We start from the raw sequence: 19,774 nt of genomic DNA, 5'->3' as shown, positions 1-19,774 counted from the left end.
AACTCATGCAAAAATTTGCCCTCAGGCTTTACAGAAAACCTTACTTTAACCGACAATATGCAAAATTTCTGCTGCTAACACAATGAAGCGGAATAAAAAATTTTTACTGCCGTGCGGAATGCGCTTTGCGCGTCGCATGGTTTATTCAGACGGCCTTTCGCCAAAAAACACCCTGCCAACCGACGTTTTACGGATTTTCCCATGTTTCAAATTTCATATTACAAGAAAGCCGCCGCTGTTTTTTGCGGCCTGTTTTTATTCTCCCAGCCTGTTTGTGCCGACGACATAGACGTACTCGGCCAATTTCTGCAACAAAACCTTCCTACCGAGCAAGACCCTTTGGGGACATTCATTGCCAACAATCCGATCGATATGCTCGAAGCGCAGGCCGCAATTGCCGGGCCGCTGCTTTCCTCCCAATCTGCCCTGATTATGAACAACCGTACAGGTGAAGTGCTGTATCAGAAAAACATGAATAGAGTTATGCCGATAGCTTCGATTTCCAAGCTGATGTCGGCCATGGTTGTGCTGGATGCGCGGCTGAACATGAACGAAGTCATCACGATTACCGCAGATGAAATCGACCGCATCAAAGGCACCGGCAGCCGTCTTTCCATCGGCACGCAACTGACACGCGCCGAGCTCCTGCACCTGAGCCTGATGTCGAGTGAAAACCGCGCCACACACGCGCTCGGGCGCACCTATCCGGGCGGTATGGACGCATTTGTTGCCGCGATGAATGCCAAAGCCCAGAGTTTGGGCATGGCGGACAGCCGCTTTTACGAACCGACCGGCCTCGATTACCGCAATGTTTCCACAGCCGGCGATTTGAGCAAAATGGTTGCCGCTGCCGCCAAATATCCGCAAATCCGCAGCAACAGCACGTCTACTTACGGCTCGGTGTACACCAGTGCGGGCAGGCAGCAGAACTTTAAAAACTCCAACACCCTGGTGCGCGAAGGCACTTGGGACATCGAATTGCAGAAAACGGGCTATATCCGCGAATCCGGCCGCTCGATGGTAGTCAAAGCCAGAATCGGCAGCGAACCCGTTACCATCGTCCTGCTCAACTCGCCCACCACCACCACGCGCGTAAACGACGCGCGTACCATCCAAAGCTGGGTGCTGACGCAGCGTCCGTCGTAAACGGCGTATATCACGCATGACATACATACGGGAGGCCGTCTGAAAAATCTTTTTTCAGACGGCCTCTGCCGTTTAGGCAGGGTGCGGCGCGTCGGCACGTGCGGTCGTGGCTGTTTGTGCGTCAATTGGAAGACGGGATATAAGGCCGTCTGAAAGCTGTGTTTGCGCTTTCAGACGGCCTCCTGTTTTTTATACCGTCCCAATGCCGCAAGTGGGGTGTGTAGCGCAGCGACGCACGCGTTTCTTGTTTGCTATGGATTGGCTCCTGCTAAATGGATTGAAAGAGCAACAGGCCGTCTGAAAACAGGATATTGGCTAAGCAAAACGGCATGGCAGATTTCAGACGGCCTGCAAACGATGGGGAGCGCGTGCGTCGCCTTTGGGCGACACACCCTACTTTTGATTCATGGGAGTCGGAATATAAAACAGGCCGTCTGAAAATAGGATATTGGCTAAGCAAAACGGCATGGCAGATTTCAGACGGCCTGCAAACGATGGGGGTGCGTGCGTCGCCTTTGGGCGACACACCCTACTTTTGATTCATGGGAGTCGGAGTACAAAACAGGCCGTCTGAAAATCGGTTTCAGACGGCCTTTGGCGCAGGCTGCCGTACAGCGGCGCAGGCGGTTTGCGTTTGCCGGCCGGCTGTCCGGACTTTCGGCCAATGTGTGCGCGGCGGAAAGCTGTTTTTTCAGGCCAGTATGCCGGCGTAGTTTAAGACGAACAGTACGGCGAAGCCGATGAGGTAGGCGAGGCCTGCCAGCGAGAGGGCGTTCATGGCGGGCGTGATTTTGTGTTTGTCGTCATGGCGCACCAGCCGGTAGTTGAGCCAGGCGAATACGGGGGCGGCGAGGAAGGCGGAGATCATGGCGAATTTCAGGAGTTCGGCCAGTGCGCTGTCAAACCATAAAATCAGGGCGAGGCCGGTGCAGGAAATCCAGGCGATCCAGCCGAAAAGTTCGAGTGTGCGGAAGCGGTCGCGCCCGCGTACGAGGCGGACGGATTCGGCAACGGCGCGGGCGTAGCCGTCGATGACGGTGATGGTGGTGCCGAACATACAGGCAAAGGCGATGAAGCCGACCAGGGGGCGCGACCAGCCGCCGATGGTGGAGGTGTACATGCTGATGAGCTGGCCGACGTATTGGCCGCCTTTCATTTGTACGGCTTCGCCGTTGCCGTATTGGACGTATGCGCCCAATGCGAGGAAGACGACGGCGAGTACCGCGCTGGTGATGAAGCCGACGTTGAAATCGAACATGCCGTCGCGGTAGCTGGCGGGATCGGTTTTCTGTTTGGCGGTTACCCAGAGCGAGTTGATGGCGGAGATTTCGATGGGGGCGGGCATCCAGCCCATGAGGGCGATGATGAAGCCCAGCGCGGCGAGGTTCCACGGGGAAGGCTCGACAAAATCCGGCTTCATCTGCATGCCTTTGGAAGCGGCGATGGCGGCAGCGGCCACGGTGGTGATGCTGAGGCTGACGACGATGATTTTCGACAGGTTGTCCAATGCCTTGTACTGCCCCATCAGCAGTATCAGTACGCAGGAGCCGACCACCAGCACCGAAAGCGTGCCGACGGACAGGGAGAGGCCGGGTATGGCCATTTTGACTATGGCGGCGGTCAGCAGGGCGACCGCGCCGGTGCTGATGGTGGAGGAGAGAAAGCACATGACGAGGAATACCCACAGGTAGGCGCGGCTTTTTTCGGCGTAGCCTTCAATCAGGCTTTTGCCGCTGTCGAGGGTGTAGTGTGCGCTGAAACGGAAGAAGGGGTATTTGAACAGATTGGTCAGGACGATAATCAGGGCGAGCTGCCAGCCGTAGAGTGCGCCGGCCTGGGTGGAGGCGATGAGGTGGGAACCGCCGATGGCGGCGGATGCCATAAGGATGCCGGGGCCCAGGGCGTGCAGGCGGCTTTTCCAAGTGGACGGGGTTTCGGTGGTGGGGTTCATGCGCTATCCGCCTTTTCAGACGGCCTCTTGGTTGAAAGCGCGCGAGTGTAGCGGAAAACGGATGGGATTTGAATTTTTGTAAAGGGCGTTTTATGCTGATTTTTCTTCTTTAAAATGAATTTAAAGATATGTTGTGTAAAATAATGGCGGATTATTGCTTTTGTTTGCGTAAAACAGGAAAGAATGGTGTTTTATGCCATGATTGCCGCCGCGCCTGTACCGCCGGCTGCCGAGGGCGTAAGCCGGCAGGAATCTGCGCTGCAAAACGTTTAGCAGGCCGTCTGAAAACCGCATATGCGGTTTTCAGACGGCCTTTTTCAGACGGCCTTTTTCAGACGGCCTTTTTCAGACGGCCTTTTTCAGACGGCCTTTTTCAGACGGCCTTTTTCAGACGGCCTTTTTCAGACGGCCTTTTTCAGACGGCCTTTTTCAGACGGCCTTTTTCAGACGGCCTTTTTCAGACGGCCTTTTTCAGACGGCCTTTTTCAGACGGCCTTTTTCAGACGGCCTTTTTCAGACGGCCTTTTTCAGACGGCCTTTTTCAGACGGCCTTTTTCAGACGGCCTTTTTCAGACGGCCTTTTTCAGACGGCCTTTTTCAGACGGCCTTTTTCAGACGGCCTTTTTCAGACGGCCTTTTTCAGACGGCCTTTTTCAGACGGCCTTTTTCAGAAGGCCTTTTCAGACGGCCTTTTCAGACGGCCTTTTTCAGTCGAAGCGGATGACGTATTTGATTTCGCCGCCGGAGGACTGGGAGCCGACGCGGGCAACCGCTTGGATGGTGCGGGTGAGCTGGTAAACGAGTTTGACGGTTTGGCTTGCGCTGTTGAGGCCGAATTCGTAACCGAAATAGAGTTCGTTGGTAAGCTGCCTGCCTACGGTTAGGACTTGTTCGGCGGGGTTGAGTTCTCCGGTTTGGGCGTTGCGGCTGGTGCGGCTGGTGAGGCCGAAGTCGTCGACGAGGCCGATTTTGTCGTTGAGTTTGCCGGCAAGGAATGCGCTGGCGGCGGTGGACAGGGCGGCGTTGTCGCCGTCGCTGCCGCTGCTGGCGCGGTTTAACACCAGCCAGGAGAGCTTGTCTTTTTCGCTCATGGGCTCGTTGGCGACAAGGGTTACGCGCGGGCTGCTGAGGCTGCCGACGACTTCCACGCCGGCATCGACGGGGGAGAGGTTGCGCACGGCGCGGATGTTGAGGTTGGGGTCGGACAGGGGGCCGACGAAGGACACCGTGCCTTTGGTGATGTTGAGGTCTTGTCCGTAGGCTTTGTATTTGCCTTTGACGACTTTGATGGTGCCCACGCCCTGTATGTCTTGTTTGGGTTGGGCGGTGAGGGTGAGCTGGCCGCCCAGGGTTACGTCCACGCCTTCGCCTTTGAAATGGACGTTGTCGTTCAGATCGAGCAGCAGATTCATGCTGATGGGAACGGCGGTGCCGGTTTCTTTCGGCGGCTCGCCCAGGACGACTACGTCGTCGTCCGGCACGGGCATACCGGATTTCTGCATACCGAAACGGCTTTCGTCCACTTTCAGACGGCCTTCGAGGCCGATGCCGCTTTTTTCGTTGTAAACGAGACGGCTGTTGCCGCTGACGGTGAGGTGGCGGCGGGGCTTGTCGAGGATTTCGTATTTGTCGAAGAGGGCGTTGATGTCGACAACGGGGATGCCGCCGCCCCAGCCCGCGCTGCCGGAGAGGGTAACGCTGCCGCCGCCGCGCCGGAAGGCAAGGGTTTGGATTTGCCATTGCTGCCCGACGAAGCGGGAGCGCAGGCTGCCGTTGTCGAGGATGACTCCGTATTCGCGGTTGACATAATAGAGCTTGTCGCCGTTGAGGCTGCCGCCGAGCTGGGGTTCGCCGACGCGGCCGCCGATGACGGCTTCGGCGGCAAGGCTGCCGGTGGCGGTTTGGCCGACGGGCATCAGGTTTTTGAGGGCGGCAAGGTCGGGGATGTCGAGTTTCAGACGGCCTGATACGGGTGCGGCGGTAATGGCGTTGCCGAACTGCTGGCTGATGCCGACTTCGCCCGTGAGTTCGCCGTAGCGGGTTTTGCCGGAGAGGCGGTTGTCGATGCGGCCGTTTTGGAAACGGGTTTGCAGAATCAGGCCGCTGAGGCCGATGGGCTGCTTGCGGTAGGGGAGGACGATGTCGCCGGACTGCTGGCGGATGTTGAGGTAGCCGTGCGCGTCGCGGCTGTATGACAAATCCCAGTCGGCGGCGAGGACGAGGTTGTGTTCGACGGGTGGCTTGAAGAAGCTGTGCAATTCGGCCACGTTGAGACCGGACGCGCTGCCTTTGCCGGTGATGCCGCTGCGTTTGTCCCAGACAAAGCCGTTCATGTTCAGACGGCCGCCCATCGCCGCCCATTGCGCCGGGCCGAGGGCGACGCGCTCCGCGCCCGCTTCGAGGGTGAGGCGGTTTTGCAGCTTGAGGTTGAAGCCGCCGGAGAGGTCGAGTTTGCCGACCGTGCCTTTCCAGCGGTTGGTTTTGTCGAGGCCGCCGTCGGCTTGCAGATCGAGGGTGTAGCTTTTGCCGGCGGCGGCCATGCTGCCGTCGGCGCGGATGCTGTGGCGCAGGCCGCTGCCGATGACGGCGGCGTTGACGCTGTCGATGCGGGTGCCGTCTTTGCCGCCTGCGGTGAGGCCGCGTCCGCGGATTTGCAGGTTGAGCGGGAGGCTGTAATCGGGGGAGGCGGCGGCCTTGAAGTCGAGCTCGTTGAGGGCGAAAGCGTCTTTCATGCGCAGGCCGCGCGCGCTGCCGGTAAGGTCGGCGGACGGTTTGTCCGCGCTGCCTTCGATGTAGCCTTTGGCGTTTAACGCGCCGGCGAGTCCGAAGCCGAATTTGTCGAGTTCGGGGGCGGCGAGGTCGAGGTTGAGGCGGTCGCCGGCTTTGCCGAAGCTGCCGGAGGCTTTGAGGCGGTTGCGTCCGAGCAGGATGTCGGCGGCGGCGCGTTCGAGGTGGCGGTTTTTGTATTGCGCATCGGCACTGCCGCTGAGGGTAACGCCGGAGAGGGTGCTGTCGGTGAAGCGCATGCTGCCGCCGTATGTTTCTTCGGCAAGGATGCCGTCGAGAACGATGTTGCCGTTGATGCTGCCGGCGGGCAGGTCGGGGTGCAGGGCGGCGGGGTTGAAGCGTTTGCTGCCGATTTCGGCTTTGAGCAGGCGGCGGCCGAACAGTTCGAGCGAGCCGCTCAGGCCGAGGCTGCCTTCGCCGTCGGTGGTGATGTCGGCACGTGGTATGAGCAGGGTGCGCTGGCCGTTTTTGGTGTCGGTGGCGGTTTTCAGACGGCCTGTGCTTTTGGCGCGGCGGTCGGCGATGTCCCATGCGGCTTCGGGGTCGAGGTAGCTGCCGCCGAGCGTGAGGGTGCCGTTAAATTCGTCGTCGTAGGCGGCGGCGAGGAGGTCGGCGGGGGTGATGTTTTTCAGCTCGGCGGTCAGGCCGAGGGTGTTGCGGTCGGTGTCCATGCTGCCGCCGATCAGGATGCGGCCTTTTTCCAGCAGGGCGGCTTCGATGTTTTGCACGGAAAGTACGCCGCTGCTGTTTACGGTAAATTCGCCGAGGATGCCGCGCACGGGGATGCCGTTGCGGTCGGCGGCGCGGGCGGCGGTGTTGGTGAGGTCTATCGATCCTTCGAGGGCGAGTCCCTGCTGCGGCGAGGGAACGATGGTGGCGTCGAAGTCAAACAGCGCGTCGGGCGCGGAGGGGGCGAAGGCGGCGGGGTTGATGCCGCTGCCTTTGATGAGGATTTCGCCGATTTGTTTGTCGAGGCGGTTTTCAAACGGGCCGATGTGTGCGTCGGCATTGAGTTTGACGGTGCCGCTTGCGAGCGCGGCCTGCACGATGGTGCGGTCGAGGCTGCCCGAGAGGGCGATTTTTACGTTTGCGGCAATGTCGTTGAGCACGGCGGTGCCGCCTATGCGGCCTTCAAGGGCGAAGGGGGAGGCGGTTTGGATGCGCAGGATGCCGCTGTTTGCACTCCACGGGGTGCCGAGATTGCGGACGATCAGGGTGTGGGCGGCATGGTCGTAGAAGTAGGCGGCTTCGGCGCGGTTGAGGATGACGCTGCGGTTTTTGCCGCTGGTGATTTTGCCGACGGCGAGTTTGTCGAAGCGTACGGGCAGGGGCAGGCGGATTGAGTCGGGCAGTTTGGCGGGCGGGCTGTCTTTGGGCGGGGTGGGCTTGGATTGGATGTGGATGTCGCCGGCTTCGAGGCTGCGGATGTGCAGGAGGCCGTCTGAAAAGACGCGCTGCGGCTGCCATTGCAGGGCGGGGCGGTCGATTTCGATGTCGGCACCCGGGGTCTGCACGCTGATTTTGCTGCCGGAAAAGCCGTGCCAGAGCGTGCCTTTGAGGTTTTCCGCGCGGACGGAAACGCCGCCGAGCTGCGGCAGGCGGGCAAGGGCGAAGCGCAGGCCGGATTCGGTGGCGGCAAGCCAGCAGAGTGCGCCGGCCAGAATCAGGATGAGGATGAGGATGAGGATGAGCAGATATTTGGCGAGGCGGCGGAGGAGGGGCTTGGCCGGTTTTTCAGACGGCCTCTGCGGACGGTTTGCTTCGCCGGCGGTGTGGTTTTCAGACGGCCTCTGCGTGTCGTTTGCGGTGTGTGTCATTTAGAAACGGGTTCCCAAGCTGATGTGCCAGCGGATTTTTTTGTCCTGATGGCCGTAGGCGATGTCGAAGGAGAAGGGGGCGACGGGGCTGAACCAGCGTACGCCGACGCCGGTGCCGTGTTTGAGGTGCATATCGCGGAAGCTGTGCGCCGCGCCGCCTATGTCGTGGAAGAGGGCGGCGGAGAAACTTTTGTTGATGGGGTATTGGTATTCCGCGCTGGCGACGGCGAGGGCGCGTTCGGGCAGTACGGAGCCGGAGGGGCCGGCGCGGCCGATGCTGTCGAGTTCGTAGCCGCGTACGGAGGTGGCTCCGCCGGTGCGGAAACGCAGGATGGCGGGGGTGTCGCTGTCGCTTTTGGCATTGACGAAGCCGATTTGGCCGCGTGTAACGAAGGTGCCGATTTTTTTGTTTTCAGGGGTGAAGTAGTAGCCCGCGCTGCCGGCGATGCGCTGCATGGAGGAGGAGGAGAGCAGGCTGCCGAGGGTGGTGCCGCCTTTGATGTCGAGGTAGTAGCCGTTTTCGGGACGAAGCTGGGTGGTGATGTTCTGTTTTTTCCACGAGGCGGTAATCATGGTGGCGAAGGAGCGTCCCAGATTGACGTTTGCGTCGGGGATTTTGGATTTGTCTTCGACGTATTCGATGCCGATGCGCGATTCGATGCCGTTGCGGTCGCGCACGCGCCAGATGCCGGACGACCAGGTTTCGGTTTCGAGCTTTTGGGTGGTTTTGCGGTTGTAGGAGAGGGAGCCGGTAAAGTAGTGGCCGCGGTTGTTGCGCGGCTGGCTGATGCCGGCGGCAATGGTTTGTTCGTATTTGTCGGCATTGGTAACAATCGATCCGGTGTAGCCTTTGCCGAAGAGGTTGTAGTAGTCGTAGCCGAATTTGCCGCCCGGGCCGTATTCCGAGTCGTAGCTCAAACCGAGTTCGAGCTTGTGTTTTTTGGTTTCCGATACGGACACTTTCACCGGCACGCGGTCGCCCTGTATGCGGTCGAAATCGGCCTGCACCGACGCGCCGGAATAGTGGCTGTTTTGTTCCAGAGCCTGCTGGTAGTCCAGAAGTTTGTCGAGATCGTAGGGCGAGCCGCTGTCAAACTGCGCCAGGCCGCGTACCACGCTTTCGGGATAGCGTTGGGTGCCGCTGATTTCGAAATCGCCGAAATACACGGGCTTGCCGCTGTCCACCGTTACCGACAGATCCGCGCTGCGGTTTGCGGGATCGACCTGCGCCCGGGTGGAGGAAAATTCGGCCAGCGGGTATTTTTTGCGCCGCACGGCCGCCAGCACCGAGGTTTTGCTGCTGCTCCAATCGTCCTGGTTGAACACGCTGCCCACGGGCAGGGCCCAGTCGGCGGAGGCGTTGCGGTAGTATTCGCCGAGGTTGCCGTCTTGCAGCACATCGCCGAGTATGGCGATGCCGACATTGGCGATTTTCGTCTGCGGCCCGCTGTCCACTTTGACCAGATAGCCGCCGCCGCTGCGCGAAACTGTTGCCCGGCCGTTGAAATAGCCTTTGGTTTTCAACATGGTGAGTATCTGCTCCGGTGCCTCCTCGGCAAGAAACTCCATTTGTTCCGCGTCCAGCTCTTCTTCCTGCTGCTGCGTAATCAGCGGCAGGTGTTCTTCCAGCATTTCTTTTACGTCGGCGGGCGCGGCTTCGACGGTAACGGGAAATTTCGGCTGCAACGCGCCTTTTTTCTGCACCGTCTGTTTCGGCAGCAGGCGGTTTTTTATCCGTGCGAACAATGAGGGTTTGGGCTGTGCGTCTTTGTCTGCCGCTTCTGTGTTTTCAGACGGCCTCTGCGCTTCCTGTCCGGCGGAGAGGCCGTCTGAAAGTGCGGGCGCGGCGGGCAGGGTAAGCGACATCAGCAGGACAAGGGCGGCGGGTTTGTTCATGGCGGGGAAACGGTGGAGGGCGGTGGCTCAAAAGGCGCGGATTGTAACACCGTTTGATTTTCACACGCACGGGCGCGGACAGGCGGCAGAAGGAGGCCGTTTGAAAGCATGGGTGCGTTTGCCGCTGCGTTTTCAGACGGCCTGCGCTGTGCCGTCCGGCAGTGTTTCCGCCTGCCGAGGGCTATAATCGCCGCTTTGCATACCGTAACGGGAGAAAGTATTGTGGATGCCCCGCTGATCTGCCTTGCCTCCGGCAGCCCGCGCCGCCGCGAAATCCTTGAAAACCTCGGCTACCGCACCGAACGGCTGGATGCCGCCATAGACGAAACGCCGCGCCCGGGCGAGCCGCCCGCCGCTTATGTTTTGCGTATGGCGCGGGAAAAAAACGCCGCCGCCCTGCGCCTGCTGCGGGAAGCGGGTGCGCCGCCGCCCGCCACGCCCGTTTTGTCTGCCGATACCGTGGTGGTGCTGGCAAACGAAATCCTCGGCAAACCGGAATCTGCCGAACACGCCCGCGCCATGCTGCGCCGCCTTGCGGGCAGGGAACACGAAGTGCTGACCGCCGTATGCCTGTTTTCAGACGGCCTCGAATATACGGCGGTGCAGGCCAGCCGTGTATCTTTCGCCGATTTGTCCGACGCGCAGATTGCGGCCTATGTGCAGAGCGGCGAGCCGCTCGACAAGGCGGGCGCATACGGCATACAGGGTGCGGGCGGGGTGTTTGTGCGGGAGCTGTGCGGCAGTTTCAGCGGTGTGATGGGCTTGCCGGTGTACGAAACCTGCGGCCTGCTGCGGCAGGCGGGATATGCCGCGCCGCCGTTTGCGCGCAAGGATGAGGCCGTCTGAAAACGGTTTCAGACGGCCTCATCCTTGCGGAAATACGGCAGAAAGCCCGCAGCGGATGCGGGCTTTTTCTGTTTGTGCCGGAGTGCGGGCGGGAGGCTTATACGCCGCCGTCGCGCAGCAGGCGGCGGATGGCGGAGAGCTGGCGGCGGCTGACGGGCAGGATTTCCTCTATGTCCAGCACTTTCGCGCCCCAGCTTGCGCTGCCTTCGTCTTCGTCGTCGTCAAGGCGGATGAGGCTGTCGAGGGTGTGGCGCATCACCAGGGCATTGCGGTGGACGCGGATGACTTTGTCGCCCAGGAGTTCTTCCCAGTACACCAGCGTTTTGGGCAGCTCGTAGCGCGAGCCGTCGCCGGTGATGAGGAAGACGGTTTTCTGGTCGGCCTGCAAATAGCGCGCCTGCTGCCAGGGGATTTCGACCATACGTTCGCGGTTGAACACTTGGAAACTTTTGAATTCGTCTTCGGATTCTTCAATATTGTTCTGCACGCGGGCGAGTGCGGCTTGCAGGCGGGCGATTTTGATCGGTTTGAGCAGGTAGTCTTCCGCCGCCAGCTCGAAAGCGCGCAGGGCGTGTTCTTCGTAGGCGGTGGTGAAGATGACGTGCGGCTGCTTTTTGGCGATGCGTTTGATGCGTTCGACGAAATCAAGGCCGTTGATTTCCGGCATATTGATGTCGGTGAATACGATGTCGGTTTCGTGGACGCTGAGCCATTCGAGCGCGGGCTGGGCGTGCGCGAAGGTTTTGAGCAGGACGACTCCGCATTCGTCCAGAAGGACGCGCAGGCGTTCGGCGGCAAGGATTTCGTCTTCTACAATGATGGCACTGGGCATGGCTGGGCTACCGTTGGTTTACAGAATCATACAGAGGCCGCAATCGTAACGGGTTCGCCCGCCGCTGGCAACCGCAAATCGCGTTTGCCGCCCGTCCGGCCGCCTTGCTGGCCTTTTTCAGACGGCCTACAATCGCCGCTTTCCCATTTTTGCAGAGGAGCTGCCGATGAAATACCGTTTCGCCACCGAGGCCATACACGCGGCCTACAATCCCGACGAACACAACCGCGCCATTATGCCGCCGGTGTACCAAAATTCGATGTTCGCCATGAAATGTATCGGCGAGCAGATTCCTTTCCGCTACGCCCGCCTGTCCAATCCGACGCGCAAGGTGCTGGAAGACACGGTGGCGGCTTTGGAACACGGCGCGGCGGGCTTTGCCTTCGGCAGCGGCATGGCGGGCATCGACTGCGTGTTCCGCGCCTTTCTGCGTCCGGGCGATACGGTGGTGGCCGTGAGCGACATCTACGGCGGCAGCTACGATCTGCTGACCGAAGTGTATGCGGCTTGGGGCGTGAACGTGGTGTTTGCCGATCTCACCGATCCGGCCAATCTCGACAAGGCTTTGGCGGAAAACGGCAATGTGCAGCTGGTGTGGCTGGAAACGCCGTCCAACCCGCTCCTGCGCCTGGTGGACATTGCCGCGCTGGCGGCCAAAGCAAAGGCTGCGGGTGCGCTGGCCGGCATCGACAATACTTTTGCCACGCCGTATCTGCAGCAGCCGCTGGATATGGGCTGCGACATTGTGTTCCACTCGGCCACCAAATACCTCTGCGGCCATTCGGATGTGCTGATGGGCGTGGTGGTGGTGAGAGACGAAGCCTTGGCCAAACCCATGCGCTCCATGGCGGTAAACACCGGCGGCGTGGCCGGGCCGATGGACTGCGCGCTGGTGCTGCGCGGCATCAAAACCCTCGCCCTGCGGATGCAGCGGCATTGCGAAAACGCGCTGGCAATCGCGCAACGCCTCGAAGCGCACCCCGCCGTCGAAAAAGTGTTCTACCCCGGCCTGCCGTCCCACGAACATTATGATTTGGCGCGGCGGCAGATGGCAGCAGGATGCGGCGGCGTGGTAACGGTTTACCTGAAAAACGACAGCCGCGAAGCCGCCGACAGCGTTATCCGCCATATGAAGCTGGTAACGATGGCATCCAGCCTCGGCGGCGTGGAAAGCCTGGTCAACCACTGCTACACCCAGTCGCACAGCGGCGTGCCGCACGACGTGAAAATGCAGCTCGGCATCCGCACCGGCCTTTTGCGTTTTTCCATAGGCATAGAAGACGTAGAAGACATTTGGGCGGACATTTCGGCGGCACTCGATACCACGCTGTAAACCCAGCCTGCCAAAGCGGCGAAAGGCCGTCTGAAAATGCACTCCGGCAAAGGGCGGAGCCGTTTTCAGACGGCCTTTCGCTTTCGGGCGGCCTGCCGTTTCGGTATCATGTCGCCCTGAAAAATAAGAAAGCCCCGCCAATGTTGCCCAGCATCCCCCTACCCAAAGACCTCTCACGCCCGCCCGAAACCATCCTCGTCAATATCACGCCGCAGGAAACCCGCGTCGCCATCCTCGAAGAAAACAACATCTGCGAGCTGCACATCGAGCGCAATTCCGGCCACGGCCTGGTCGGCAACATCTATCTGGGCGTGGTGCGCCGCGTCCTGCCGGGAATGCAGAGCGCGTTTGTCGACATCGGCCTCGAACGCGCGGCCTTTCTTCATATTGTGGACATTCTCGAACAGCGCAAAAAGCCGGAAGAAACCCAGCGCATCGAACACGTCCTTTTTGAAGGGCAGACGCTGCTCGTGCAAGTCATCAAAGACCCCATCAACAGCAAGGGCGCGCGCCTCTCCACCCAGATTTCCCTGGCCGGACGCTTTCTCGTCCACCTGCCGCAGGAAGAACACATCGGCGTGTCCCAGCGCATCGAAGACCACGAAGAACGCCACAACCTGCGCGACCGCCTCAACAATCTGCTGCCGCCCGACTACGCCCACGGCTACATCATCCGCACCAGCGCGGAAACCGCCACCGATGCCGAATTGCAGGCCGACATCGGCTACCTCACCAAAGTGTGGCAGGACATCCGCACCCGCGCCAAAACCCGCCCCGCCGGCTCGCTGCTGTATCAGGATTTGCCGCTGAGCCTGCGCGTCCTGCGCGATATGTACAACGGCAACACCCGCGAAATCCTTGTCGATTCCAAAGGCAATTTCGCCAAAATGCAGGACTTCGCCGCCCAATACGTACAAGACGCGGCTTCGCGCATCAAACTCTTCGCCGGCGAACGCCCCCTGTTTGAAACCCACAACGTCGAAGCCGAAATCAACCGCGCCTTACAGCCGCGCGTCAGCCTCAACTTCGGCAGCTACCTCATCATCGAAGCCACCGAAGCGATGACCACGATAGACGTGAACACCGGCGGCTTCGTCGGTGCGCGCAATTTCGACGAAACCATCTTCAAAACCAACCTCGAAGCCTGCCACGCCATCGCCCGCGAGCTGCGCCTGCGCAACCTGGGCGGCATCATCATCATCGATTTCATCGACATGGCCTCCGACGCACACCGCGAAGCCGTCTTGCAGGAGCTGGCCAAAGCCCTCGGCTTCGACCGCACCCGCGTAACGCTCAACGGCTTCACCAGCCTCGGCCTGGTGGAGCTTACCCGCAAGCGCACCCGCGAAAACCTCAGCCACGTTTTGTGCGAACCCTGCCCCGCCTGCCAGGGCAGGGGCCGTCTGAAAACCGCGCAAACCGTCTGCTACGAAATCCAGCGCGAAATCGTCCGCGAAAGCCGCCGCTTCGATGTCGGCCAGTTCCGCATCCTCGCCTCGCCCGAAGTCATCGACCTGTTTTTGGACGAAGAATCCCAATCGCTGGCCATGCTCATCGACTTCATCGGCAAACCCATCTCGCTGGCGGTGGAAAACAGCTACACACAGGAGCAGTTTGACGTGGTCATCATATAGGCAGGTAGGCAGGCCGTCTGAAAAGTGCGTTTCAGACGGCCTTTTCCTTTGCATCCGCCGCTTGCGTCCGGCCGCCCGAAAAATTTGTGGCGGCCGTGCTTTGGTTTACAATCGCTGCTTTTCGCAAAGACCGCGCCCGCAAGGCAGGCGCGGCCCGACAAAGGATACCCCATGACCATCATCGTAACCGGCGCGGCCGGCTTTATCGGCAGCAACATCGTCAAAGCACTCAACCGGCGCGGCATCACCGACATTGTTGCCGTGGACAATCTTGCCGACGGGCAGAAATTCAAAAACCTCGCCGACTGCGACATCGCCCATTATCTCGACAAACACGAATTTATCCGCCAAGTGCGCGATCACATTTTCCCGTTTGACACCGAAGCGGTATTCCACGAAGGAGCGTGTTCCGACACCATGAACCACGACGGCCGCTACATGATGGACAACAACTACCAGTACACGCTGGATCTGTTCGACTGGTGTCAGGACGAGCGCATTCCGTTTCTCTACGCATCCAGCGCGGCGGTGTACGGCAAAGGCAAAGTATTCCGCGAAGAACGCGTCCTTGAAGAGCCGCTGAACGTATACGGCTATTCCAAATTCCTTTTCGACCAGGTGCTGCGCCGCCGTATGGAGGAAGGCCTGAGTGCGCAGGCGGCGGGCTTCCGCTATTTCAACGTATACGGCCCGCGCGAGCAGCACAAAGGCCGCATGGCCTCCGTGGCCTTCCACCATTTCCAGCAATACCGCGGACAGGGTTTCGTCAATCTGTTCGGCGGCTACGACGGCTATCCCGACGGGGCGCAGAGCCGCGATTTCGTCAGCGTGGAAGACGTGGTCAAAGTAAACCTCTACTTTCTCGACCATCCCGAAAAATCCGGCATTTTCAACCTCGGCACCGGCCGCAGCCAGAGTTTCAACGAGCTGGCCGCCGCCACGGTAAACGCCTGCCGCGCCCTGGATGGCAAAGAAAAACTCGGTTTGGAAAGCTTGGTGGTGCATGGTCTGATCCGCTACACCGAATTTCCCGACGCACTCAAAGGCCGCTACCAGAGCTTTACCCAAGCCGACATTTCCCGCCTGCGCGAAGCGGGCTATCAGGACGGCTTCCTCACCGTCGAAGAGGGCGTGTCGCGCTATGTCGGATGGCTCGCGGCACGTTGAGGCCGTCTGAAAACCGTTTTTCCCGTGCAAAAGGCCGTCTGAAAACCGACAAACGCTTTTTCAGACGGCCTCAAGCAACAGACTTCAAACAATAGCAAGGATTGCCATGTCCCGGATTCCCGATTCCCGCACGCCCGAGCAGACCGCCGCCGAAACACCCGTTTGGTGCAGGCGCAAACCGAGCTGGAAAAAGCCCGCGCAGGCAGCCGTGCCATGATTGCCGCTGCCGTGGGCGTGCTGCTGGCAATCCTGTTCGGGCTGGCTTTTGTATGGCTCATGGCACGCGGCTGATAACGCATTTGCCCCAGCGTTTTCCTGTTTTGGCTTTGCTGAAACTCGTTACGCTCGTTTTCAGACGGCCTTTTCCCCTTTTTCCCTTTCCCCATCCCATTTATTTAAGGAGCATCTATGGCCCAACAATACGTTTATTCCATGCTGCGCGTGAGCAAAGTCGTGCCGCCGCAGAAAACCATCATCAAAGACATTTCCCTGTCGTTTTTCCCCGGCGCGAAAATCGGCCTGCTCGGCTTGAACGGCGCGGGCAAATCCACCGTGCTGCGGATTATGGCGGGCGTGGACACCGAATTTGAAGGCGAAGCCGTGCCGATGGGCGGCATCAAAATCGGCTATCTGCCGCAAGAACCCGAGCTCGACCCCGAAAAAACCGTGCGCGAAGAGGTGGAAAGCGGTTTGGGCGAAGTGGCCGCCGCGCAAAAGCGGCTGGAAGAAGTCTATGCCGCCTATGCCGACCCCGATGCCGATTTTGACGCGCTGGCGGAAGAACAAGGCCGCTTGGAAGCCATTATCGCAGCGGGTTCGTCCACGGGCGGCGGCGCGGAACACGAATTGGAAATCGCCGCCGACGCGCTGCGCCTGCCCGATTGGGACACCAAAATCGGCGTGCTCTCGGGCGGTGAAAAACGCCGCGTCGCCTTGTGCAAATTATTATTGAGCAAGCCCGATATGCTGCTGTTGGACGAGCCGACCAACCACTTGGACGCGGAATCGGTCGAATGGCTGGAACAATTCCTCGTGCGCTTCCCCGGCACGGTGGTGGCGGTAACGCACGACCGCTATTTCTTGGACAACGCCGCCGAATGGATTTTGGAACTCGACCGCGGCCACGGCATTCCGTGGAAAGGCAATTACTCTTCGTGGCTGGAACAAAAAGAGCAACGCCTTGAAAACGAAGCAAAATCCGAAGCCGCCCGCATCAAGGCAATGAAACAGGAGCTGGAATGGGTGCGCCAAAACGCCAAAGGCCGCCAAGCCAAATCCAAAGCCCGCTTGGCGCGTTTTGAAGAAATGTCCAACTACGAATACCAAAAACGCAACGAAACACAGGAAATCTTTATTCCCGTAGCCGAGCGTTTGGGTAATGAAGTGGTTGAATTTGTGAACGTTTCCAAATCGTTCGGCGACAAAGTGCTGATTGACGATTTGAGCTTCAAAGTGCCGGCCGGCGCGATTGTCGGCATCATCGGCCCCAACGGCGCAGGCAAATCCACGCTGTTCAAGCTGATTTCCGGCAAAGAAACCCCCGATTCGGGCGAAGTGAAAATCGGCCAGACCGTCAAAATGTCGCTTATCGACCAAAGCCGCGACGGCCTGCAAAACGACAAAACCGTGTTCGACAACATCGCCGAAGGCCGCGACATCCTGCAAGTGGGGCAGTTTGAAATCCCCGCCCGCGCCTATTTGGGACGCTTCAACTTCAAAGGCAGCGACCAGAGCAAAACCGCAGGCAATCTTTCCGGCGGCGAACGCGGCCGCCTGCACTTGGCAAAAACCCTGCTCTCCGGCGGCAACGTGCTGCTTTTGGACGAACCGTCCAACGATTTGGACGTAGAAACCCTGCGCGCGCTGGAAGACGCATTGCTGGAATTTGCCGGCAGCGTGATGGTGATTTCGCACGACCGCTGGTTTTTGGACCGCATCGCCACGCACATTCTGGCGGCGGAAGGCGATTCCAAATGGGTGTTCTTCGACGGCAACTATCAGGAATACGAAGCCGACAAAAAACGCCGCTTGGGCGAAGAGGGCGCGAAACCGAAACGGATTCGGTATAAGCCTGTAACGCGCTGATAAAAAACCAAAGGCCGTCTGAAAAATTTTCAGACGGCCTATGTTGCATGTTTAACGAGTAAACAAGGGAAAATCTTATGGCAAAATTTCTAACCACTACCGCCGCCAGTTTTTATTTGGAAGAACTGATTAAAAACGCCCGCGAGCGTTTGTTTCTCATCAGCCCGTATTGGAAGCTCAACGACCGATTGAAAGAGCTTCTGGAAGACAAAAACCGGATGAAAATCGACATCCGCATTATCTACGGCAAAAACGATTTGAACCCTTCCGAAATGAAATGGTTCAAATCACTGGATTATGTACGCATCAGCTACTGCCCGAATCTTCATGCCAAATGCTACATCAGCGAGCAGGCCTGCATCATTACCAGCCTGAATCTGTATGAATTCAGCCAAGTGAACAATCACGAAATGGGCATTTTCCTATCCAAAGATGAAGACGGGAAAATTTATCAGGATGCTTATGAAGAGGCCCAAAGGATTATCCGAATCAGCGAAGAAGTAAAAGTATCACTGGATGCGGTTAACAGCGGAACAGACGGAAATACCGCCGAAAACGGCAGTGAAAACAAAAACCACGACAAACTGACCACTGCCAAACTTGCCGAAAAATTAGGCATAAGCACACAGGAATGCAACCAAAAACTGTGCGATGCGGGCTTGCAGCAGTCGGAAGGAAAATATTATTCGCTAACCGATGCAGGCAAGCAGGCAGGAGGCGAAATCAAAAAAGGAAGATTCGGCTACTTTATTGTGTGGGACAGCGGATTGGCTTTGTAGTTGCGTTTTCAGACGGCCTGAACTGTTTTCAGGTAGCCCGCAGGGTGGGTCTTGCCCCACCGGCACGGCAATTGTTTATCAGACCAGCGGGCAATAAAATACACAAAAAACTGTTTCTATGGCTCAACTGCTTATCTTAACGAAACAAGGAAAACCCCATGACCCTACTTATCCTCGCCCACCCCGACTACGACAAATCCGTTGCCAACAAAACCATCGCCGAACGCCTGCAACAGATTGATCCGCACATGGAAATCCGCAACCTGTCCGCACTCTACCCCGATTTCCGCATAGACCGCGCAGCCGAACAGCAGTCGCTGCTACGCCACCGCAAAATCGTCTTCCAATACCCGTTTTACTGGTACAACATGCCCGCCATCCTGAAACAATGGTTTGACCATGTCCTTACCCACAACTTCGCCTACGGCAGCCAAGGCGACAAACTCAAAGACAAATACCTCATCGCCAGCATCAGCGTCGGCTCGCCCGAAGACCAATACCAGCCCTTGGGCAAGCACCATTTCCCGATGGGCGAACTGTGCAAAAACCTCGCGCAAACCGCCTATCTGGCACAAATGCAGTTCGTGCCGCCGCAATGCCTGTATGGTGTCGCCAAAATGGAGACCGCCGAACTGCAAAGCCAAGCCGCCGCCCACGCCGACCGCCTGCACACCTTGCTGAATGAATTGCCGTAGAAGGAAAACCCCATGCCCAACAACACCTTCAAACAACACGCCCGCCGTTATTACGAAAAAATCAATCTCGGCGAATTTGACAACGAATACTTCGCCCTGTTTGCCGACGACGTAGAAATCTTCTATCCCAAATTCGGTTTTGCCTACGGACATGCCGCCGTTAAAACCTTGGGCGAACGCGTGCAAAGTGCCGTCAGCCGCTTTGGCTTTGATTTGGACAAATTCATCTACACCGCAGAAAACAACCGTGTCGCCGTAGAAATCTCCGAATACGGCACGACCACAGGCGGCAAGGACTTTCCCGATAATAAAGTGAGCTTTGGCAAATTCTGCAACGTCTTTGAATTCAATACCCAAGGCAAAATCAGCCGCTACCACTGCTACGGCGACCCCGATTACGCAGGCGACGATAAAGAGCGCGTCGCCATCTTTGCCCAAAAGTAGCGGTATTCGTGTACAAATACAGCTATTTCATTTACCAAGCAACAACCACAGGAGAACACCATGTTTACATCAGGCTACTACATCACCGCCGAACTGCGGCTCAAAGACCCGAGCACAGTTGGCTGTAGGTCGGATTCTTGAATCCGACAAAACGCATGGACTTAGATACAGGTTGGCTTTTTTAGAAATACATACAGATGTCGGATACCAGTATCCGACCTACGCATCCGTGGGAGCGGTTTGATGACGAAGCCGCCTTCAAGCAGCATTTTGACGAAACCCACACCAAAGACTATGTGGCACTTGATTTAACCGAAGTGGTGCAATACTTCGTCAGCGATGTGTTGGGCTAAAACGAAGCA

At 58.5% G+C, this 19,774-nt stretch carries 17 protein-coding genes; 13 read left to right on the top strand and 4 right to left on the bottom strand.

All coding sequences use genetic code 11. The features are described 5' to 3' along the window. The first annotated feature begins 201 nt into the window (after positions 1-201). Positions 202-1,146: a serine hydrolase gene (locus DYE40_RS03030; protein WP_115307673.1), complete on the top strand. Its 945-nt coding sequence runs from the start codon at positions 202-204 to the stop codon at positions 1,144-1,146. A gap of 311 nt (positions 1,147-1,457) precedes the next feature. Then, entirely contained in the window at positions 1,458-1,685 is a 228-nt protein-coding gene (locus DYE40_RS12185; protein WP_147286563.1) for a hypothetical protein, read from the top strand. A 152-nt stretch (positions 1,686-1,837) separates the two neighbouring features. On the opposite strand, the gene DYE40_RS03025 is transcribed toward DYE40_RS12185, so the two are convergent. After that, a complete protein-coding gene (locus DYE40_RS03025; protein WP_115307672.1) occupies positions 1,838-3,097 on the bottom strand; it encodes an NRAMP family divalent metal transporter in 1,260 nt (419 codons plus the stop codon). A 294-nt stretch (positions 3,098-3,391) separates the two neighbouring features. Here DYE40_RS03025 and DYE40_RS12180 point away from each other — a divergent pair, with 294 nt between their 5' ends. Then, positions 3,392-3,895: a hypothetical protein gene (locus tag DYE40_RS12180; RefSeq protein WP_147286562.1), complete on the top strand. Its 504-nt coding sequence runs from the start codon at positions 3,392-3,394 to the stop codon at positions 3,893-3,895. Here DYE40_RS12180 and DYE40_RS03020 read toward each other — a convergent pair. Both DYE40_RS03020 and DYE40_RS03015 read right to left on the bottom strand, forming a co-directional pair. After that, a complete protein-coding gene (locus DYE40_RS03020; RefSeq protein WP_115307671.1) occupies positions 3,805-7,701 on the bottom strand; it encodes a translocation/assembly module TamB domain-containing protein in 3,897 nt (1,298 codons plus the stop codon). The two genes, DYE40_RS12180 and DYE40_RS03020, sit on opposite strands and share 91 nt — an antisense overlap. Beyond that, a complete protein-coding gene (locus DYE40_RS03015) occupies positions 7,702-9,597 on the bottom strand; it encodes an autotransporter assembly complex protein TamA (protein WP_245944052.1) in 1,896 nt (631 codons plus the stop codon). Positions 9,598-9,705: 108 nt separating this feature from the next. Here DYE40_RS03015 and DYE40_RS03010 point away from each other — a divergent pair, with 108 nt between their 5' ends. Further along, entirely contained in the window at positions 9,706-10,443 is a 738-nt protein-coding gene (locus DYE40_RS03010) for a Maf family protein (RefSeq protein WP_115307670.1), read from the top strand. Between the two features lie 97 nt (positions 10,444-10,540). Here DYE40_RS03010 and DYE40_RS03005 read toward each other — a convergent pair whose 3' ends face one another. Then, a complete protein-coding gene (locus tag DYE40_RS03005) occupies positions 10,541-11,275 on the bottom strand; it encodes a LytR/AlgR family response regulator transcription factor (RefSeq protein ID WP_115307669.1) in 735 nt (244 codons plus the stop codon). A gap of 166 nt (positions 11,276-11,441) precedes the next feature. Here DYE40_RS03005 and DYE40_RS03000 point away from each other — a divergent pair, with 166 nt between their 5' ends. From DYE40_RS03000 to DYE40_RS12515, 9 genes are all read left to right on the top strand, one after another. Further along, positions 11,442-12,608 carry a trans-sulfuration enzyme family protein gene (locus DYE40_RS03000; RefSeq protein WP_115307668.1) on the top strand — a complete coding sequence of 389 codons (1,167 nt, stop codon included), beginning with the start codon at positions 11,442-11,444 and terminating at the stop codon, positions 12,606-12,608. A 140-nt stretch (positions 12,609-12,748) separates the two neighbouring features. Next, positions 12,749-14,242, top strand: a complete 1,494-nt coding sequence (gene rng / locus DYE40_RS02995; protein ID WP_115307667.1) for a ribonuclease G — start codon at positions 12,749-12,751, stop codon at positions 14,240-14,242. Between the two features lie 171 nt (positions 14,243-14,413). Next, positions 14,414-15,409, top strand: coding sequence for an ADP-glyceromanno-heptose 6-epimerase (gene rfaD / locus DYE40_RS02990; protein ID WP_115308260.1), 996 nt, complete (start codon positions 14,414-14,416; stop codon positions 15,407-15,409). 165 nt (positions 15,410-15,574) lie between these two features. Further along, complete coding sequence (locus DYE40_RS13070) at positions 15,575-15,700, top strand: hypothetical protein (RefSeq protein WP_280529854.1); 126 nt, start codon at positions 15,575-15,577, stop codon at positions 15,698-15,700. 117 nt (positions 15,701-15,817) lie between these two features. Then, positions 15,818-17,494 (top strand): energy-dependent translational throttle protein EttA, encoded by a 1,677-nt coding sequence (ettA, locus tag DYE40_RS02980; protein WP_115307666.1) that lies wholly within the window; start codon positions 15,818-15,820, stop codon positions 17,492-17,494. A 77-nt stretch (positions 17,495-17,571) separates the two neighbouring features. After that, on the top strand, positions 17,572-18,273 hold the full coding sequence (locus tag DYE40_RS02975; protein ID WP_115307665.1) for a phospholipase D family protein: 702 nt from the start codon (positions 17,572-17,574) through the stop codon (positions 18,271-18,273). Positions 18,274-18,431: 158 nt separating this feature from the next. Next, complete coding sequence (locus tag DYE40_RS02970; protein ID WP_115307664.1) at positions 18,432-18,968, top strand: NAD(P)H-dependent oxidoreductase; 537 nt, start codon at positions 18,432-18,434, stop codon at positions 18,966-18,968. Between the two features lie 12 nt (positions 18,969-18,980). After that, positions 18,981-19,412 (top strand): nuclear transport factor 2 family protein, encoded by a 432-nt coding sequence (locus tag DYE40_RS02965; RefSeq protein ID WP_115307663.1) that lies wholly within the window; start codon positions 18,981-18,983, stop codon positions 19,410-19,412. Positions 19,413-19,609: 197 nt separating this feature from the next. Continuing rightward, positions 19,610-19,765, top strand: a complete 156-nt coding sequence (locus tag DYE40_RS12515) for a hypothetical protein (protein WP_172461194.1) — start codon at positions 19,610-19,612, stop codon at positions 19,763-19,765. The last annotated feature ends 9 nt before the right edge of the window (positions 19,766-19,774 follow it).

It is taken from the genome of Kingella potus, assembly GCF_900451175.1.
GTDB classification, from domain to species: domain Bacteria; phylum Pseudomonadota; class Gammaproteobacteria; order Burkholderiales; family Neisseriaceae; genus Neisseria; species Neisseria potus.
The sequence above is the reverse complement of the archived record's forward strand: the minus strand, read 5'-3'. Positions and strand labels throughout refer to the sequence as shown.

What these genes read in the sequence shown, in the direction of transcription:
- DYE40_RS12515 (WP_172461194.1), top strand. Translation starts at nt 19,610, where the DNA reads ATGTCGGATACCAGTATCCGACCTACGCATCCGTGGGAGCGGTTTGAT.
- rfaD (WP_115308260.1), top strand. Translation starts at nt 14,414, where the DNA reads ATGACCATCATCGTAACCGGCGCGGCCGGCTTTATCGGCAGCAACATC.
- DYE40_RS03010 (WP_115307670.1), top strand. Translation starts at nt 9,706, where the DNA reads ATGGGTGCGTTTGCCGCTGCGTTTTCAGACGGCCTGCGCTGTGCCGTC.
- DYE40_RS02970 (WP_115307664.1), top strand. Translation starts at nt 18,432, where the DNA reads ATGACCCTACTTATCCTCGCCCACCCCGACTACGACAAATCCGTTGCC.
- DYE40_RS03000 (WP_115307668.1), top strand. Translation starts at nt 11,442, where the DNA reads ATGAAATACCGTTTCGCCACCGAGGCCATACACGCGGCCTACAATCCC.
- DYE40_RS03020 (WP_115307671.1), bottom strand. Translation starts at nt 7,701, where the DNA reads ATGACACACACCGCAAACGACACGCAGAGGCCGTCTGAAAACCACACC.
- DYE40_RS03015 (WP_245944052.1), bottom strand. Translation starts at nt 9,597, where the DNA reads ATGAACAAACCCGCCGCCCTTGTCCTGCTGATGTCGCTTACCCTGCCC.
- DYE40_RS02975 (WP_115307665.1), top strand. Translation starts at nt 17,572, where the DNA reads ATGGCAAAATTTCTAACCACTACCGCCGCCAGTTTTTATTTGGAAGAA.
- DYE40_RS12180 (WP_147286562.1), top strand. Translation starts at nt 3,392, where the DNA reads ATGCGGTTTTCAGACGGCCTTTTTCAGACGGCCTTTTTCAGACGGCCT.
- rng (WP_115307667.1), top strand. Translation starts at nt 12,749, where the DNA reads ATGTTGCCCAGCATCCCCCTACCCAAAGACCTCTCACGCCCGCCCGAA.
- DYE40_RS03005 (WP_115307669.1), bottom strand. Translation starts at nt 11,275, where the DNA reads ATGCCCAGTGCCATCATTGTAGAAGACGAAATCCTTGCCGCCGAACGC.
- DYE40_RS03030 (WP_115307673.1), top strand. Translation starts at nt 202, where the DNA reads ATGTTTCAAATTTCATATTACAAGAAAGCCGCCGCTGTTTTTTGCGGC.
- ettA (WP_115307666.1), top strand. Translation starts at nt 15,818, where the DNA reads ATGGCCCAACAATACGTTTATTCCATGCTGCGCGTGAGCAAAGTCGTG.
- DYE40_RS03025 (WP_115307672.1), bottom strand. Translation starts at nt 3,097, where the DNA reads ATGAACCCCACCACCGAAACCCCGTCCACTTGGAAAAGCCGCCTGCAC.
- DYE40_RS02965 (WP_115307663.1), top strand. Translation starts at nt 18,981, where the DNA reads ATGCCCAACAACACCTTCAAACAACACGCCCGCCGTTATTACGAAAAA.